18 protein-coding genes are annotated in these 16,611 nt (G+C 46.8%); 11 read left to right on the top strand and 7 right to left on the bottom strand.

Annotated elements, in window-relative coordinates; genetic code table 11:
- The first annotated feature begins 87 nt into the window (after positions 1-87).
- The 3 genes from MHM93_RS02110 to MHM93_RS02120 all read left to right on the top strand — a co-directional run bounded on the left by MHM93_RS02110 (position 88) and on the right by MHM93_RS02120 (position 3,397).
- On the top strand, positions 88-1,029 hold the full coding sequence (locus tag MHM93_RS02110) for an NADP-dependent oxidoreductase (protein ID WP_239447811.1): 942 nt from the start codon (positions 88-90) through the stop codon (positions 1,027-1,029).
- Positions 1,030-1,089: 60 nt separating this feature from the next.
- Positions 1,090-2,679 carry a glutamate--cysteine ligase gene (gshA, locus tag MHM93_RS02115; protein ID WP_239447813.1) on the top strand — a complete coding sequence of 530 codons (1,590 nt, stop codon included), beginning with the start codon at positions 1,090-1,092 and terminating at the stop codon, positions 2,677-2,679.
- Positions 2,680-2,788: 109 nt separating this feature from the next.
- A complete protein-coding gene (locus MHM93_RS02120) occupies positions 2,789-3,397 on the top strand; it encodes a transglycosylase SLT domain-containing protein (RefSeq protein WP_239447815.1) in 609 nt (202 codons plus the stop codon).
- On the opposite strand, the gene MHM93_RS02125 is transcribed toward MHM93_RS02120, so the two are convergent.
- The 6 genes from MHM93_RS02125 to ccsA all read right to left on the bottom strand — a co-directional run bounded on the left by MHM93_RS02125 (position 3,386) and on the right by ccsA (position 8,800).
- Positions 3,386-3,799 (bottom strand): GFA family protein, encoded by a 414-nt coding sequence (locus MHM93_RS02125; RefSeq protein WP_239447817.1) that lies wholly within the window; start codon positions 3,797-3,799, stop codon positions 3,386-3,388. The genes MHM93_RS02120 and MHM93_RS02125 overlap by 12 nt on opposite strands.
- Before the next feature lie 59 nt (positions 3,800-3,858).
- Positions 3,859-4,683 (bottom strand): alpha/beta hydrolase-fold protein, encoded by an 825-nt coding sequence (locus MHM93_RS02130; protein WP_239447819.1) that lies wholly within the window; start codon positions 4,681-4,683, stop codon positions 3,859-3,861.
- Between the two features lie 25 nt (positions 4,684-4,708).
- Complete coding sequence (locus tag MHM93_RS02135; protein WP_239447821.1) at positions 4,709-5,746, bottom strand: acyltransferase; 1,038 nt, start codon at positions 5,744-5,746, stop codon at positions 4,709-4,711.
- Between the two features lie 124 nt (positions 5,747-5,870).
- The gene (locus MHM93_RS02140; protein WP_239447823.1) at positions 5,871-6,320 is read right to left on the bottom strand and encodes a GyrI-like domain-containing protein; all 450 of its coding nucleotides are present in this window, start codon (positions 6,318-6,320) and stop codon (positions 5,871-5,873) included.
- 299 nt (positions 6,321-6,619) lie between these two features.
- On the bottom strand, positions 6,620-7,903 hold the full coding sequence (locus MHM93_RS02145; RefSeq protein WP_082079246.1) for an HlyC/CorC family transporter: 1,284 nt from the start codon (positions 7,901-7,903) through the stop codon (positions 6,620-6,622).
- A 90-nt stretch (positions 7,904-7,993) separates the two neighbouring features.
- The gene (gene ccsA, locus MHM93_RS02150; RefSeq protein WP_022945759.1) at positions 7,994-8,800 is read right to left on the bottom strand and encodes a cytochrome c biogenesis protein CcsA; all 807 of its coding nucleotides are present in this window, start codon (positions 8,798-8,800) and stop codon (positions 7,994-7,996) included.
- Positions 8,801-8,967: 167 nt separating this feature from the next.
- Between ccsA and ffh the strand changes: the two genes are divergently transcribed.
- The 8 genes from ffh (at position 8,968) to tyrA (ending at position 14,973) form a co-directional block, all read left to right on the top strand.
- A complete protein-coding gene (gene ffh / locus MHM93_RS02155) occupies positions 8,968-10,350 on the top strand; it encodes a signal recognition particle protein (RefSeq protein ID WP_022945758.1) in 1,383 nt (460 codons plus the stop codon).
- A gap of 113 nt (positions 10,351-10,463) precedes the next feature.
- Entirely contained in the window at positions 10,464-10,988 is a 525-nt protein-coding gene (locus MHM93_RS02160) for a DUF3750 domain-containing protein (RefSeq protein WP_053910303.1), read from the top strand.
- Positions 10,978-11,481 carry a GNAT family protein gene (locus tag MHM93_RS02165; RefSeq protein ID WP_239447825.1) on the top strand — a complete coding sequence of 168 codons (504 nt, stop codon included), beginning with the start codon at positions 10,978-10,980 and terminating at the stop codon, positions 11,479-11,481. Before MHM93_RS02160 ends, MHM93_RS02165 begins: the two co-directional genes overlap by 11 nt.
- Positions 11,482-11,658: 177 nt before the next feature.
- The gene (gene rpsP / locus MHM93_RS02170; protein WP_022945755.1) at positions 11,659-11,907 is read left to right on the top strand and encodes a 30S ribosomal protein S16; all 249 of its coding nucleotides are present in this window, start codon (positions 11,659-11,661) and stop codon (positions 11,905-11,907) included.
- A 17-nt stretch (positions 11,908-11,924) separates the two neighbouring features.
- The gene (gene rimM, locus MHM93_RS02175) at positions 11,925-12,461 is read left to right on the top strand and encodes a ribosome maturation factor RimM (protein WP_022945754.1); all 537 of its coding nucleotides are present in this window, start codon (positions 11,925-11,927) and stop codon (positions 12,459-12,461) included.
- The gene (gene trmD, locus MHM93_RS02180) at positions 12,461-13,213 is read left to right on the top strand and encodes a tRNA (guanosine(37)-N1)-methyltransferase TrmD (RefSeq protein WP_022945753.1); all 753 of its coding nucleotides are present in this window, start codon (positions 12,461-12,463) and stop codon (positions 13,211-13,213) included. Before rimM ends, trmD begins: the two co-directional genes overlap by 1 nt.
- Before the next feature lie 44 nt (positions 13,214-13,257).
- A complete protein-coding gene (gene rplS, locus MHM93_RS02185) occupies positions 13,258-13,617 on the top strand; it encodes a 50S ribosomal protein L19 (RefSeq protein WP_022945752.1) in 360 nt (119 codons plus the stop codon).
- A 216-nt stretch (positions 13,618-13,833) separates the two neighbouring features.
- Entirely contained in the window at positions 13,834-14,973 is a 1,140-nt protein-coding gene (tyrA, locus tag MHM93_RS02190) for a bifunctional chorismate mutase/prephenate dehydrogenase (RefSeq protein ID WP_235419727.1), read from the top strand.
- A gap of 69 nt (positions 14,974-15,042) precedes the next feature.
- Here tyrA and MHM93_RS02195 read toward each other — a convergent pair whose 3' ends face one another.
- A complete protein-coding gene (locus tag MHM93_RS02195; RefSeq protein ID WP_239447827.1) occupies positions 15,043-16,200 on the bottom strand; it encodes a chorismate mutase in 1,158 nt (385 codons plus the stop codon).
- Positions 16,201-16,611 lie beyond the last annotated feature (411 nt).

Here is a 16,611-nt window from a genome sequence, read left to right on the forward strand (position 1 = left end):
CAATAATTTGTCGCCTTTTTTATTGTGTCCATGCAATGGTAATGTCAATATAGGTTTAGGAGCAATCATTCAACAATAGTGTTAGCTATGGAACACGGATACCAAGCCATGGTCATTCATGCTTTCGGTGAGCCTGGGGTGCTAAAACCAGTGACCCTATCGCGGCCAAAGCCCAGTGAGCATGAGTTACTTATCAAGGTGCTGAGCACCGCTATTAACCCCATTGATGTAAAAACCCGCGCCGGTATCGGCTTTGCGGCAGAGCAGAACAGACATCACCTGCCTATGAGCTTAGGCTATGATCTGTTTGGCGAGGTGGTTGCCTGTGGTGAGGCGGTAAAAACGCTAAAAAAGGGTAACAAGGTAATGGGTATGGTTGGCTTTGCCACCCAGCCAGGGACCTATGCACAGTATTGTTTGGCCCGTGAAAACGAACTCATTAAAGTCGATGCGGTGAATGAAGATGTGGTGCTATCCGGTCTGTGTTTGGCAGGGTTAACGGCCTTCCAAGCGCTCTCGGCGCTCGCCTGTCCAAAAAGTCAGCCCATTTACATTAATGGTGCTAATGGCACAGTCGGCTCGTTAGCTGCACAAATGGCCGCGCGAATGGGGTATCAGGTTGTTGCTATTAGCCGCAGTGAGCTGCCAAAAAGTGTCGCTTCTTGCGCTCAGCATATGAATTATGACCAGTTTGTGGCTGAGCAACGTAAGGGTTATTTGCTCGATGTTGTGGGCCTGGAGGTCGGGAAGCGTTGTTTACAAGGATTAAGTGCACACAGTCGTGTAGTCACTATTCCGACATTGTCACAAAAAGAGATTATTGCTGCAGCCAATGAGCAAGGAGTGACTGCATGCGCCGTGCTGGTGGTTAAAAACAATGCCCAGCTTAAACGTATTTATCAGTGGTATCGCCAAGGTCACTTAGAGCTGGAACACTGCACTATGCCGCTCTCGGCAGCGGGCATGGCGCATCAGCGTTTAGAGCAAAATAGCAGCAAAGAGAAAGTTATTTTACTGCCTTGGACTTGAGTATTTGGCAGCGCACCCCATAACAACAGAATTAAGCCGCTTGGCTAGAGGTAGTATTTTTTGACTTGTACACAATTAAATCAGCGTCTTAGCGAATTGTCGTCCGCTGAAAATCAAGCCGCAATTGTCGGCATTGTTCGGGGTATTGAGCGCGAGGCGCTGCGTACCAATCGCAGCGGCGGGTTATCGACAAAGCCCCACCCAGTGGCGATTGGTTGTGCCTTAACCAACTCGATGATCACCACCGATTTTTCTGAAGCTTTACTTGAATTCATTACCCCAGTAAGCACCGATCCTGAGGAAACATTGGCTCAGTTGCGTGACCTACAAAAGTTCACTCTTGCGCAACTCGAAGATGAATTATTGTGGCCAGTGAGTATGCCGTGTTATATCCAAAGCCAAGATGAAATCCCGTTGGCGCAATTCGGCTCATCCAATGTCGGTCGTATGAAAACGCTATACCGAGAGGGGTTAAAAAACCGCTACGGCAGTATGATGCAGGCCATAGCCGGGGTGCATTTCAATATCTCTTACCCACAAACGTTTTGGCAAACCTTGCAGGGTTTAGCTGGGCAAAGTGGTGACTTACAGTCTTTTATTTCCGACAATTACTTAGGTCTAATTCGTAACTTTAAACGCGAATTGTGGTTAATTAGCTATTTATTTGGTGCTTCACCGGCATTGTGCGGCTCCTTTTTAGAAGGGCAAGAAACCTCACTACCGTTTAAAAAGCTTGGTAAAGGTAGCCTATACCTTGAGCATGGTACCGCTCTGCGTTTGGGTGATTTGGGTTACACTAATAGCGCCCAATCGAGCTTGCGGGTAATGTATAACTCATTGGAAGAATATGTTGCCGGCTTAAAGAGCGCGATCAACTCACCTTCTGAGTTGTACCAGCATCTTGATGATTATCATGCACCAAAACCGCAGCAATTAAATAAAAATATTCTGCAAATTGAAAACGAGTTTTACTCGCCTATTCGCCCGAAACGCAATGCTCGCTCTGGCGAGAAGCCAACGCAGGCGTTATTGCGCGGCGGCATTGAATACATCGAAATTCGCGCCTTGGATGTGAACCCTTTTGCGGATACCGGCATCGATTTAACGCAAATTCGTTTCTTGGACGTGTTTTTGACTTACTGCTTATTAAAGGCATCGCCGCACATGGATTGGCAGGAGCAAGGCCAGACACAAGAGAACCTCGATCGGGTGGTCAATCAAGGTCGCGATCCGCAATTGCAGTTGCAACGCGGTGACGAGTCTGTCTCTTTGCAGCAATGGGCCGAGGATATTTTTACTGATCTTGCAAAAGTCGCTGAATATATGGACCAAGCGCATGGCAGCGATGATTATCAGCATACCATTGCTGAGCTACAGAGCTGGGTGAGCGATCCTAGTAAGACCATATCAGGGCGCTACCTACAACAGTTACTCAGTGATGATGTTGACAATGGTCAGTTTGCCTTGCAATTGGCACAACGTTACAGCGACGCTCATAGTCAGTGGCAGTACCAATGCTTTGACGACGCACATTTAGCTGAGCAAGCCGAACTGTCGGTTAAGGCACAACAGCAGGTGGAGCAGGAAGATACTGTGAGCTTTGAAGCCTTTTTAGATGAATACTTTGCGGTGGAAAAGGTAGAAGCATAAAAAAAGCGCGGCTAAGGTAGCCGCGCAAATTATTCTACAGGGATGAAACAATGCTAAACTGCTGCATTCATAAGTTCAGACTAAGGCTTGCGGATTAAGTTCAAAATAAATGAAAAAAAATTTATCGCTTATTTTTACCCTGTTTTTATTTGCTGGGTGTGCGACCGCGCCACCCAAGCAACCCGATGATATCTGCAAGATTTTTGAAGAGAAAGAAGATTGGTATTTTGATGCCAAGGACGCGCAAGAGCGCTGGGGCTCGCCTAAACATGTGTTAATGGCGATGATGTATCAAGAAAGCTCCTTTCGTCATGATGCTGCCCCGCCCATGGAATATTTCTTATGGATCATCCCCACAGGTCGTGCCAGTGACGCTTATGGTTACTCACAGGCAAAGACCATGACCTGGGAAGATTACACACGCGAAACCGATAACGACGGCGCTGATCGTGACGATTTTGACGATGCAATCGATTTTATGGCGTGGTTTGTGTGGAAAACACATCAGATTAACGGCATTTCGAAGTGGGATGCGTATGCTCAATACCTTAACTATCACGAAGGGTGGGGCGGTTATAAACGCGGCACCTATCGCAGTAAGGCTTGGTTAATGCGCGCCGCGAATAAAGTGAAACGTCGTGCCAGTCGTTATGCGGTTCAGCTTAAGCGCTGCGAAGAGGAGTTAGATAAGAACTGGTTTGAGCGCTTATTCTTCTGATTGCTGCAACTTAGGTGCACCACTGAAGCGCTGGCTATCTTCAAAGCCCTGCTCCCAGCGCGCTTTATCGGCGTAAAAAATATGTGCTGTGACACTGATATTAGGGTCATCGTCGAGCGAGCCTGCAGGAACAACGAGTAAGTCTCCTTGTTGTTGATACATGGGTAATGCCGAGCCACACCGACTACAAAAGCTTTTGCAGTGAGCGCTGTGTGGGAGTTGGTAATGTCTTACCAACGGCTCACCTGATAACCAAGTGAGAGTGGCCGAGTTTGAGAACAAGTTTGCTCCGTGCGCCGAGCCACTGTCTTTGCGACAGTGACCGCAGTGACATAAATAGAAATGACTGAACTCACCTTTTATTTCGAAGCGTACCTGTGCGCATAAGCAGCTGCCTTGCATAAGTCTTCTCCTTTGCTTTCATTACTACAAGTTTAGCCAGTGCCACTGTCGTTGCTCATTTATTGCTGCGCATAAATCCAGTCCAATCCTTGGATCAAGGTGCTCGGAAACGCTGTCGCGTGTTTAGCCCCTTCAATAATGCGAAACTTAATCGTCGTATTTTTTCCGCATTCAGCGGTCATTTTCTCTATTAGTTTTTGCGCCCCAGCCACCATATGCTGCTTTTCTCCATACTTTGGCTGTTCCAAGCTACCCACCGATACATAGACCTTGGTTGGTGAACGAGGTTTCATCACAGATGAGTGTAAAATATCGTTATTGGCAAACCATACCGATGGGCTACCGATTATGTAATTGCTGAACATATCAGGGTGATTGAACAGGATATAGGTGCCAAACAACCCCCCTAATGAGTTTCCCACAAAGGTGCGTTGTGAGGGGAGGGTTCGGTAGTTCTGCTCAATATAGGCGAAGACGGTCTCGCGGATAAACTTAGCATGACCATCAGCATGGCCAGTTTGAAACTTCCAGTTTGTGGCTTGCACCGGAGTGTAGTCTCTTATTCGACTAGATGGGCCTTTTGAGCCTCGTGAATAGGATATCCCCACAATGATAGCCTCTTTCATTGTGCCGCTGTTCATCGGAAAGCGTGTAGCACCTGAAGCAATCTGAAAGCTATACCAGGCATCCATCAGGTAAATGACGGGATACTTTTTATCTTTATTTATCGCATAAGAGCGAGGCAGTTTTATAAATACAGGGTATACCCGTTTGCTTGCAGGCTCTGTTAATTCGATAACTGCACTTCTTGGTATTTCAAAGGGCTCGTTTGCGAGTCCTGTAGCGCATGTAACGATAAGAATAAAATACAGTAAATAACTCAAGGTCGTCTCCATAATAGACAATAGTTTAACTGGCGCACACAGGCGTATCCTGTGCTTTGGCTGCTGTAAGGTGACGAATACGCTTGGCGATAGGTTGCTCGAAGTATCGGTATGACAAGTAGGCCACCATTATGCTTAGTGCTAAGGCGACAATGAGTTTGAGCTCAACAGTCAACGCTAACTTATTTACCTGCATAATAATGGGCATATGCAGCAGGTATAGCGAATAGGAGATTTTGCCGATGAAATCACCAAGGCGATTGGCGAGTACAATATTGTTATCAGGGACGAGAAATACGACGCAAAAGAATACTGTGCTCATAACTAGTAACACTTCATAGCTTAGCCACATTCGTCTTTCATCGCCGCTGGTTAGCGGAGTGAATTGTGGATACATAAGCGGTATTAACAGAAGAACCAGTACAAAGCGGTGTTTCCGCATGTAGTTAGGCACTTTTAGGGTTGGGTACAGTAAGCCCAAAATCACACCCACAAAAAACAAAGGTAAGGTGCGCAATATGCTAAAGAGGTTATAGGGTATTCCATAAATATCGCCATAAATCCTCGGAAAGTTGGTAAAAAACAGCGCAATCATTACCGCCACAATAGCGAGATAAATATAGCCTGTTCTGTTTTTAGCCAGCATCCAAAAAGCAATAAAAACCAAATAAAAGTGTATTTCAGGTGGAATAGTCCAAAGTACGCTCTCGCCGTGAACAAATAGCAAGTGGCCGAGTAAGGCGTTGACATCAGGTATGTTATATAGGCTGTCATTCCCGCTCTTAGCGAGTATGAACGAGGCGAACACCACAGCTAGGTACAAGGGCAGCACTCTTGCTGCTCGGGCCAATAAATAGCGCGTGAGGTTAGTGCGATTGAACTCTTTACCTAAATAAAGGTATGCCATCAAAAAGCCGCTTAGTAAAAAGAATAGCATCACCCCATAGGCACCGGAGCCACCTCCTAGTGCGCCATCAAACCAGAGGGTTATATCACTGAAATGTGTAAAGAAAACAATAAGTGCAGCGAGCCCTCGCAAGGCGTTCAGCTTTCTAATTTCCAACCTAGACTCCTAATCTGAGCATTATTATTATTCGCCGTAGGGCGTGAAGAGTTAGCGCTGCAGTTGAAATTATTAACTAGCATTATTGCAGCGAGTTATTGCTAGGCTTACCGGCTGGTTATGCTCATTTTACTGCAATATAAATATCTACTTCATTATCATTTTTATAGTACTCAAAATCTGTTGTATAGGCCCGTTGACAGGGGCAATTAGGTGAATTGAAATAGTGCCAAACTTCGCGCCAAAGTTTTATAACTGCTTGTGGCATTTCACCATCTGATGAAAAAATGAGGTACTTACCTGAACGAACTTCGACATGTATCAATTCTGATATCATGTTTGGTGATAATGTGTCCGAGCACACGATTACATCAAAAGCCCCAGTAAAATCAGATTCATAGTTTGTGTATAAACCAAATATTCTTGATTGAGCGGTTAGGTGTGGAGCTGCATTTGTGTTGAACTTAACCCAAAGGTTGCCAATCTTTGCTCGAGTAGGGGTGGTTTCGTCTTCATTCGTCATGCGAGTCAAAAAACCTGTCACTGCAAAGCCATCTAATTCATGTATCTTCATATCGCTTCCTTGCTATTTAACTATGTACTGCCTGTATACCCGGCCTAGTGCATATTATTTATCCATAAAGTCATGAAGTTAGCAAAGGCAGAGGATAATGTCTAAGTATATGTTGGGCGCTGAAAGCGAGCATGACTCCTTAAGGGGCGTTTCTCGGACTTATTTTTTAGCGACCACAAATGCAGTCAGATTAAAAATCGATTTGGTTTGTGGGTCTTTTTATCGCTTTGCGGACTTTTAGGTTGGTTGCACATGGACAGAGGCTGCTACCAGGAAAGGTAGCAGCCCTAAATGGATTGCTAGTCTTTAGACTTCTTGCGACGCTGCTGTGGGAGCACACGTACCAGCTTAATCATGTTTTCTTTTACTTCCATGACCTCAATCGGGTAGCCCTCAATTTTAAGCCCTAAATTGGCGTCGGGAATATCTTCTAAATATTCGACAATCAGGCCGCTAAGAGTTTTTGGCCCATCTTGGGGAAGATGCCAACCCATTTCTTTATTGAGGTCACGAATATTGGCACCGCCATCAACTAGCACTGAGCCATCGTCCTGCTCACTGACTTCCTCGCTTGGTGGTCGGGTTTGTGTGGTGGTGAAGTCGCCAACCACTTCTTCGAGAATATCTTCAAGTGTGACTAGGCCTTGAATATCACCATATTCGTCAACAACCAAGCCAATACGCTCTTTGACCTGCTGAAACTTGTGTAACTGGGTATTCAAAGAGGTGCCTTCGGGAATAAAGTAAATCTCCCTTACTGCGCGAAGCAGCGACGACTTATTAAACTGCTCTTTGGTGAGTAGACGAAGTGCGTCTCGAGCATGAATAAAGCCCACGGCATCATCGATTTGGTCACGGTATAAAAGCACCCGGGTGTGCTGCAAGTTGGTGAGCTGCTTACTGATCACCTTCCAGTCATCATTAACATCAATGGCGTTAATTTCATTACGCGGGATCATAATGTCCTCCACGGTGACCTGCTCAAGGTCTAAAATCGACGTCAGCATGCTTTTGTGCTTGGCCGGCAACATGGCCCCGGCTTCACTTACCACGGTTTTCAGCTCTTCTTTAGAAAGGCTGTGCTCTTCCATTTGCTCTGGGCTAAAGCCAAGCAGACGCAACAAACCGTTAGTGATCCAGTTTAGGGCAATCACAAAAGGCAAAGTTAAGCGCAGCAAATTTTTAAGAATCAGCGAGCTTGGAAAGGCGATTTTCTCTGGGTACAAGGCGGCAATGGTTTTCGGAGTCACCTCTGCAAAGACCAATAAAATAAAGGTCAACCCAAAAGTGGCCACCGCTAAGCCGACAACATCGCCAAACAGGCGAATACCAATAATCGTGGCCACTGAGGAGGCCGCAATATTAACAAGGTTATTGCCAATAAGGATCAAGCCTATAAGGCGATCAGGGCGCTTGAGTAGGCTGCTGACTCGCGTGGCTCCGGCGTGTTTTTGTTTTTCTAGGTGGCGTAGTCGAAATTTATTTATCGACAACATCCCAGTTTCGGAGCTAGAGAAGTATGCGGAGAGTACGATCAGTATTGCTAGAATGATAAACAACGTACTCGTCGATATGTCGTCCAAAGAAGGATCCTTCTATTAAAAATCAAGGTATATTAAGCGGCACTCGCCGCGCGTAGTCAAGTGAACTTGCCCTGAAGATAAAGTAATTGCTTAAAAACGCTGCAATATTACTTCTTGGACAAAGCGACTGCCAAAATAGGCAAGAGTGAGTAGGCCGGCACCGACCATAATAGTGATCACAGAGGATTTGCCGCGCCAACCTCGCAGCTTGCGGCCAATAACAACGGCTAAGAACACCCCCCAAGCGATAATGGAAAGCACCGTTTTATGCGCGTTTTCAATAGCCAGCATGGAATCTAGGAATACAAACCCAGAGAGCAGGGCGAGGCTCAACAAAGCTGTGCCAACAAACACTAATTGGTAAAGTTGCCGTTCGACCACCATCAGCGGTGGCAGGTGGCTGTATACAATGGCTAGGTCTTTGCGTTTAAGGCGTTTGTCGATGAAATAAAACTGCACCGCATACAAGGTAGCAATCACCAGCACGCAATAAGCCAGCAGTGAAATAGAGATATGTGTCACTAACCCAATTTCCAGGCGAATACTTTGCACGATGATATCGTGCGGCATAAATAGGCTAGCGAATAATAAAATAGTGGCAAACCCATACACGACAGGTAGCAATAAGGTGGCTGGAAAGCGCAGTGACACGGCGGTGACTGATAATACGATAACCCAGCAGGTCAGCAGCGATACATTAATAAAAGATAGGTCTTGGCCTTGGGTGGTGAATACCGCATTTACGAGCAACACCATGTGCGTCAAAATCGCAAGTGTACTGAGGATCACCGTGGTTTTTTGCGATGGGCCTTTGGCATCAAACAAGCGAGACAATACGTGCGCGGTGGCAGCACCGTAAAAAGCACAACTCAACAGTGTCAAAATTGTAATCAGCATGATGACCTTTTTTGCTCGTAGTTATTATTCCATCAAGAAGCCATTGTATTTAAAGCGAACACGCTTGCCTAGATCTAATTGCCTTTGCTTTGCACTTGGTGCTGGGATTTGCCCCCCGCTTTCAGTTATAATCGGCGAAAATGTAAGTAGCAACGGAATCGTTAGCGATGTTTGAAAATCTGCAGGAACGATTAGGGAAGACCCTAAAAACCATCAGTGGCCGTGGCCGCCTCACTGAAGACAATATTAAAGAGACGCTGCGTGAAGTGCGTATGGCTTTGCTTGAAGCTGACGTCGCTTTGCCCGTTGTTCGTGATTTCGTCAAGCAAGTCAAAGAGCGTGCCGTCGGCACAGAGGTGACTAAAAGCCTGACTCCTGGCCAAGTGTTTGTCAAAATAGTCCGTGAAGAGCTTGAAAAAGCCATGGGCGAGGCTAACGAAGAACTTAACCTCAATGCCCAGCCGCCCGCAGTCATTATGATGGCTGGCTTACAAGGGGCGGGTAAAACCACCAGTGTTGGCAAGTTGGCGAAGTTCCTAAAAGAGCGCAAGAAAAAGTCGGTATTGGTGGTGAGTGCCGATATTTACCGACCAGCGGCAATTAAACAGCTTGAAACCCTAGCATCTGAAGTAGATGTCGAGTTTTTCCCCAGCGACACCTCGCAAGACCCAGTTGATATCGCCAATGGCGCCATTGCTCACGCCAAGAAAAAGTTTATTGATGTGGTGTTAGTGGATACCGCCGGTCGTCTTCACGTTGATGAAGACATGATGAGCGAGATTAAAGCACTGCACAGTGCTATTAACCCAATTGAAACGCTGTTCGTGGTTGACTCCATGACTGGTCAGGATGCGGCGAATACCGCGAAAGCTTTTGATGAAGCACTGCCACTTAGTGGTGTGATCTTAACTAAGACCGATGGTGATGCCCGTGGTGGTGCCGCGCTATCGATTCGCCATATTACCGGTAAACCCATTAAGTTTATCGGTGTTGGTGAGCGTAGCGATGCTCTAGAGCCGTTCCACCCCGATCGTGTTGCGTCGCGTATTCTCGGTATGGGCGACGTTTTGTCTCTTATCGAAGAAGTGGAAATGAAGGTCGATAAAGACAAAGCTGCAAAAGTGGCGGATAAGGTCTTTAAAGGCAGCGGCTTTACATTAGAGGACTTTGCCGACCAACTGCGACAAATGAAAAACATGGGTGGCATGATGTCCATGCTTGATAAGTTGCCAGGCATGAGTAACTTACCTGAAGGAGTCAAAGGGCAAGTTAACGACAAAACATTTGTGCAAATGGAAGCCATTATCAACTCCATGACACCGAAAGAGCGCGCGCGTCCGGAAATTATTAAAGGCTCACGCAAAAAGCGTATTGCTGCGGGCTCTGGCACACAAGTACAAGACATCAACAAGCTGCTGAAGCAATTTACACAGATGCAGAAAATGATGAAAAAGATGAAAGGCAAAGGCGGCATGATGAAAATGATGCGCGGCATGAAAGGGATGATGCCACCAGGAATGATGGGTGGCCCCGGCGGCCCTAAGTTCTGAGCCAATGCGTTATATAAAAAAAGCGTGACAACCGTCGCGCTTTTTTTTGCGTTGCAAAGCGCGTTAAGCGGTGAAATAGTAGGTTCTATATCAATGTAACAAGCGAGGTTGATATGAGAGCGCTCATTATTACCATGCTCTTTTGGGTATTGGTTGGCTGTACAAGCACGGATTGGCGTACTGCCAGTCGTGAAAGTGCGGGTATTGCGCAGCCGGTGAGTGAGCCGGGGGCGGTGATTGAGTTTTATGCTGCTGATGCATTCAGCTGGCGTGGTTGGTTTGCCGTGCATACTTGGCTTGCAATAAAAGAGCAGGGGGCACAGCAGTATACAGTGTATGAAGTGGTTGGCTGGGGCGTGGACCAAGGTCGACCGGCTTTGCGCAGCTATAAAACATCCACGCCTGATCGTTACTGGTACGGTGCTAAGCCTGATAAGTTTCATGTGGTCAGCGGCGCCAAAGCAGCGGAGCTTATTCCTAAAATCCAAGCTGCTGCGAAGCAGTATCCATGGGAAAACGAATACACGCTCTTTCCAGGGCCGAACAGCAATACCTTTCCCGCATGGATAGGCAGGCAAGTTCCCGAACTTGAACTGGCGATGCCTTTTAGTGCTATTGGCAGCGGTTATGGCGATTAGCTTACGTCGTTTTGCCCAAGGCGATGAGCACGCGTTAATGTCTTTGCTTAATAATGCTCAGGTACAACGTTTCTTATCGCCCAAAATCCCTTATCCTTACACTGAGGCGGATGCCAGTTGGTGGGTTCGAGAGGGCGCTCAAAGCGAGCACATCTACGCCATTGAGCACGATAATGAGTTGATTGGCTGTATCAGTGCCACAGTGGGGCAGTTCGAGTACGCTAAATCAGCGGAGGTAGGTTATTGGCTGGGTCAGCCTTATTGGCACCAAGGCTTTGCGAGTGAGGCGCTGCAACAGCTATTAAGCAAGCTCGCTCATGGAACTGATTTGCTGCGCCTGCATGCAGTCGTATTTGCAGGGAATAAAGGTTCTCAGGCGCTGTTAGCGCGCTGTGGCTTTGTTCTCGAAGGACGACTAAGGCAAGCGATAGTGAAGCAGGGCCAGCGTTTTGATGGCCTTATTTATGGGTTATTACTTGACGACATACGCTGAACAAACCGGCCGTTAGCGACAGCTCAAAAGCCAAGATCATCATTTAACCCACACAAACCACGTATTTAATGCAGTTCTTACTTGCATTGTGGCAAAAAATTCGTACAATTCCCGAGCTTCCCTGTATGGGGAAGTTTCACTTATTAATGAAAACAGTCAATCTATTTAGAGGACGGTATGGTAACTATTCGTTTGCAACGTGGTGGCGCTAAGAAGCGTCCTTTCTATCAAATTGTGGTTGCGGATAGCCGTTTCTCGCGTGACGGTCGTTTCATCGAGAAAGTAGGTTTCTTTAACCCTATTGCTGCTGGTCAGGAAGAAAAACTTCGTCTAGACCTTGCCCGTGTTGATCACTGGGTAGGCCAAGGCGCGGCTCTTTCAGATCGCGTAGCAAAGCTAGTTAAAGACGCTCGTAAAGCGGCTTAATAGGCGTAAGTGTAACCATGAGTCAACAAGAGCAAGCCTCAACAATCGTCGTTGGCAAACTCGGAGCCCCGTATGGGATCAAGGGTTGGCTTAAGGTACATTCATTTACTGATGATCCCCAAGGGATCTTCGATTTCAGCCCATGGTTGATAGGGCAACAAGGTAAATGGCAAACCTTTGAAGTGAGTGACTGGCGTCGCCACAACAAAGGCTTTATCGCCAAGTTTGCGCAAATTAATGACCGTGACCAAGCAATGGCTATGACCAATGCGGAAATCTCGGTTGAAGTGGCGCAATTACCAGAGCTTCCCGAAGGGGAGTTTTATTGGCGAGATCTCATCGGCATGGCCGTGGTAACCACAAAAGGTTATGACTTAGGTCAAGTTGATGACTTGATGGAGACAGGCTCGAATGATGTGCTGGTTGTGAAAGCAAACAGTAAAGATGCATTCGGCAAAGGCGAGCGTTTAATCCCATTTTTGACCGATTCGGTCATTATCAATGTGGACCATGACGAGCGTCAGATTACTGTGGACTGGGACCCAGGCTTTTAATGGCACAAACACCGTTTTGGATGGGGGTAATAAGCCTCTTTCCAGAGATGTTTTCGGCAATTACTGAGCAGGGCGTAACAGGCCGCGCAGTGAAACGTGGTTTAATCGACTTTCACTGCTGGAACCCGCGCGATTATGCAACGGATAAGCATCGTACTGTGGACGACCGCCCTTATGGTGGAGGTCCAGGCATGTTGATGATGGTTGAACCATTGAAGCAGGCCATACTCGATGCGAAAGCTGCGGCAGGCGAGGGCGCTAAGGTAATTTACATGTCCCCACAAGGGCGAAAACTAGATCAGCAAGGCGCACAAGAGCTCGCTCAGTGCGATAAACTGATTTTAGTAGCTGGTCGTTATGAAGGTATAGATGAACGGCTCATCGAATCCTATATCGATGAAGAATGGTCGATTGGGGATTTTATCCTCAGCGGCGGTGAACTACCGGCCATGACATTAATTGACGCTGTTGCGCGATTAGTGCCAGGGGTGTTAGGTCATAACCAATCGGCTGAGCAAGATTCATTTTCGGATGGCTTGCTCGATTGTCCGCACTATACCCGGCCAGAGATATTGGATGGCAAAGCGGTTCCACCGATTCTACTCAGTGGTAACCACCAAGCAATCGCAAAATGGCGGCAAAAGCAGTCATTAGGGAGAACTTGGCAAAGACGTCCAGACTTGTTGCAAAACCTAGCTCTGACTGAGGAGCAAGCGCAGTTACTTGCTGAATATCAGCAAGAAAACTCATAGCTTGTGGCTAGAAGACAGTTACACCTAGGAAAGTGAGAAATAAAATGGCAAAAGTAAACCAAAATATTATTAAAGAGCTTGAAGCTGAACAGCTTAAGCAAGACGTACCAAGCTTCGGCGCTGGTGACACAGTTGTTGTACAGGTACGTGTAAAAGAGGGTAACAAAGAGCGTCTACAGGCCTTTGAAGGTGTTGTAATCGCTAAGCGTAACCGTGGCCTACACTCTGCATTCACCGTGCGTAAAATTTCAAGCGGTGAAGGCGTTGAGCGTGTATTCCAAACGCACAGCCCACTTGTAGATAGCATCACAGTTAAGCGTCGCGGTGCAGTACGTCGCGCGAAACTTTACTACTTGCGTGAGCGTTCTGGTAAGTCTGCACGTATTAAAGAAAAACTTAATTAATACGCGCGTTTTACTAAGACGTGATAAAGCGGGCCAGCTAGTAATAGCTGGCCCGCTTTGGTTTTTACAGGCGGCGCCTTATGCTCCCTCTCGCTGCAGGTGATTCCTCGCATATTATTCAACACCTTGTTACCTCTTGCCCCTTTTCCTGACTTACTAATATTGCTACTATCGATGTATTAATTAGTTTACCAAGTGTAATTTTAAGTTTACATTATGACCTCAGAGCAGCAGCTAGCCCAACTTCGCAATCAAATCGATGCCTGTGATACCGAACTCGTTCGCCTCCTTGCCAAGCGTAACCAAATCACCGAGCAGGTAGGTAAAATAAAGCAACAAAGCGGTGCTCCTTTGCATGCCCCCGAACGCGAGGCGGCGTTGATCGCGGCTCGACGTAAAGAGGCTGAAGAAGCGGCGGTTAACCCTGACTTGGTCGAAGATATTTTGCGGCGCATGATGCGAGAGGCCTATCAAAACCAACAAAGTGAGTTGGCTTGTGTTTGTAAGTCGCTCAATCCGGTGGCGATTGTCGGTGGCCGTGGAGCGATGGGGCAACTATTTGCTAAGCAACTTACCCGTAGTGGTGTTGAGGTGCGTATTATTGACCGCCAAGAACAGCAAAGTGGCGAAGCTGCAAAGCTACTCAAAGGCGCTAAATGTGTGCTTATTAGCGTACCTATCAACGCCGTAGAGGAGGTTGTCGCCAACCTTCCTGCTTTGGACGACGATGCCTTGCTAGTTGATATCACGTCTGTGAAAGAAAAGCCCTTAGCGGCGCTGACCAACAAACACAGTGGTCCGGTATTGGGCTTGCACCCGATGTTTGGACCAGATATTAGCCATTGGGTTAAACAAACGGTGGTGGTGTGCAAAGACGTAGAGAGTGAAGCGGGTGAGGCGTTGTTGGCTCAGCTTAAAGTGTGGGGGTGTCAACTTGTCACTATGAGCGCACGCAAACACGACGAAGCCATGCAAATAATCCAGGTTATGCGTCACTTAACCACCTTCGTATATGGCCAGTTTCTAGCTAAACAAGAACATAGCTTAGCAGAAATTCGCGATTGCTCGTCCCCTATCTATCAGCTGGAATTAATGATGGTGGGCCGTTTGTTTGCACAAAGCCCGGAGCTGTATAGCGACATCATGCTTGCGCAGTTTGAGCGCGTAGAGCCGCTCTTGGAGGCGTATAAAAATACCTATGAACATACTTTAAGCATGCTGCGTGATAAAGACAAAGAGGCGTTAATGACTGCATTCTCTGATGCAAAAGTGTTCTTTAGTGATGCCAGCGATCAGTTCTTAAGCCAAAGCCGAGCTTTGTTAAATAAAGCTAATGATGCCAAGGTGTTAGGTTAGTATTTGCTTTATCAAAGATGTGTTCCGTATGCAGAAAGGCATTGATGGCGCCTTTCTGCACAGACAGGATTACATTTTTGGCGTAACCGCTTTAAGCGACTCACTTTGGTAGCAGCCTAAAACGCGGATAAACTCAGTGAAGGGTTTAAGCTCTTCTAAGGCTTGATTAACATTAGGGTCGTCGATGTTCGCTTCTAAGTCGATATAAAACACTTCTTCCCAAGGGTTGCCTGGCACCGGGCGAGACTCTAGTTTCACTAAGTTAATTTCACGCTGTTTGAAAATCATCAGAGCATCAGCTAAGGCGCCCACTTGCTGCGAGGTTGACATAATTAGCGATGTTTTTGTGGGGATTTGCATTGATACCTGAAGCGGTTTGCGGGCAACCACAATGAAGCGGCTGTGGTTTTCACTTTGATTAGCAATCGCCGTTTGCAGCACCTCTAACCCTAAATGCTTGCCGGCCTGCGCCGAGCCAATTGCCGCGCTGTGCTCGCATTCAAGCGCTGCCTTCATTGCACTGGTGGTGGAGTCGCAATGCTCGAGCTGAACCTGATCTAACCCTTGAATAAACCGGCTGCACTGAGCGAATGGCTGAGGGTGACCAAAGAGCTTATTAATATCACCCAGCTCGGTTCCTGGTTTGGCTAATACACAGTGCTCAACGCTGTGGGTTACTTCACCGACAATCGACACTTGGGCATGTTGCAAGAGGTCAAACACCTCATTAATACTGCCAGAGCTGGTATTTTCAATAGGCAGTACGCCAAAGTCTGCTTGGCCTTTTTCCACTGCGCCGGTGATTTCATCAAATTGTGAACAACCAAGTTCTACCAGCTTGCCTGGGCGGCGGCTGAAATACTTATGTACGGCCAGTTGCGAGTACGAGCCTTGCCCTCCTAAGTAAGTGACTCGGTTGGTCGTCCCTAAGGCTTCGGGGTTGAGGTTTTGTTGCAACATGGCCTGTTGGTGCAACACCGAGTCCTCTAAAATACGCTGGAACACATTGTTGATATAATAAGCGTCTAACCCTAAGGATTTGCCATAACTTATCAAGTTCTCCAGCAGTGCCTGTTCCCGGGCTTCATCACGTATGGGTTTATTGTTGTTAATTTTATACTCCACAACGGAGTGTGCGATACGGCGGCGTTTAGCCAGCAAAATCAAAAGCTCGGAGTCTATTTCGTTAATATCCCGGCGCAATGCATGCAGCGTTTCGTTAGTCATTATTAGGTTTCCTCATTCCCAAAACGAAAAAAGCCTCCCAGTGGGGAGGCTTTAGCATAAGGTGAATCTCACGTACTCGCTATCGGCCTCCCTAACAAGGGCGGAAGATAAAAAAGCGAAAAAATACGAAAGAGATACTGTTCATACTTTCAATCTACTGGTTCCACTCTATGCAAGTCAACAGCTAAATCGGGCTAATTTGATATTTCTCAATTTAATGTCTTAGCGCCGGTAAACTAGGTGAGTAGAAAACGTTATTGTGTTACAAATACTGTGCGAACTAGCAACGCGGTGTTATAGCTCATACCTTTGTATGGGCTGCAATATCGTGCAATCAATTATTCCACGAAAAAGGTTTATATAAGTGCCTGAGGCCTGTTATATTTGCTAGCTGGCTAAAAGTACATTAAT

Source organism: Pseudoalteromonas sp. MM17-2 (assembly GCF_022347945.1).
Lineage (GTDB): Bacteria > Pseudomonadota > Gammaproteobacteria > Enterobacterales > Alteromonadaceae > Pseudoalteromonas > Pseudoalteromonas ruthenica.

Coding starts and splice junctions, on each gene's coding strand:
- ccsA (WP_022945759.1), bottom strand. CDS start 8,800: ATGCTGATTACAATTTTGACACTGTTGAGTTGTGCTTTTTACGGTGCT.
- MHM93_RS02195 (WP_239447827.1), bottom strand. CDS start 16,200: ATGACTAACGAAACGCTGCATGCATTGCGCCGGGATATTAACGAAATA.
- rpsP (WP_022945755.1), top strand. CDS start 11,659: ATGGTAACTATTCGTTTGCAACGTGGTGGCGCTAAGAAGCGTCCTTTC.
- MHM93_RS02165 (WP_239447825.1), top strand. CDS start 10,978: ATGGCGATTAGCTTACGTCGTTTTGCCCAAGGCGATGAGCACGCGTTA.
- rimM (WP_022945754.1), top strand. CDS start 11,925: ATGAGTCAACAAGAGCAAGCCTCAACAATCGTCGTTGGCAAACTCGGA.
- ffh (WP_022945758.1), top strand. CDS start 8,968: ATGTTTGAAAATCTGCAGGAACGATTAGGGAAGACCCTAAAAACCATC.
- rplS (WP_022945752.1), top strand. CDS start 13,258: ATGGCAAAAGTAAACCAAAATATTATTAAAGAGCTTGAAGCTGAACAG.
- MHM93_RS02110 (WP_239447811.1), top strand. CDS start 88: ATGGAACACGGATACCAAGCCATGGTCATTCATGCTTTCGGTGAGCCT.
- MHM93_RS02140 (WP_239447823.1), bottom strand. CDS start 6,320: ATGAAGATACATGAATTAGATGGCTTTGCAGTGACAGGTTTTTTGACT.
- trmD (WP_022945753.1), top strand. CDS start 12,461: ATGGCACAAACACCGTTTTGGATGGGGGTAATAAGCCTCTTTCCAGAG.
- MHM93_RS02160 (WP_053910303.1), top strand. CDS start 10,464: ATGAGAGCGCTCATTATTACCATGCTCTTTTGGGTATTGGTTGGCTGT.
- MHM93_RS02120 (WP_239447815.1), top strand. CDS start 2,789: ATGAAAAAAAATTTATCGCTTATTTTTACCCTGTTTTTATTTGCTGGG.
- MHM93_RS02125 (WP_239447817.1), bottom strand. CDS start 3,799: ATGCAAGGCAGCTGCTTATGCGCACAGGTACGCTTCGAAATAAAAGGT.
- tyrA (WP_235419727.1), top strand. CDS start 13,834: ATGACCTCAGAGCAGCAGCTAGCCCAACTTCGCAATCAAATCGATGCC.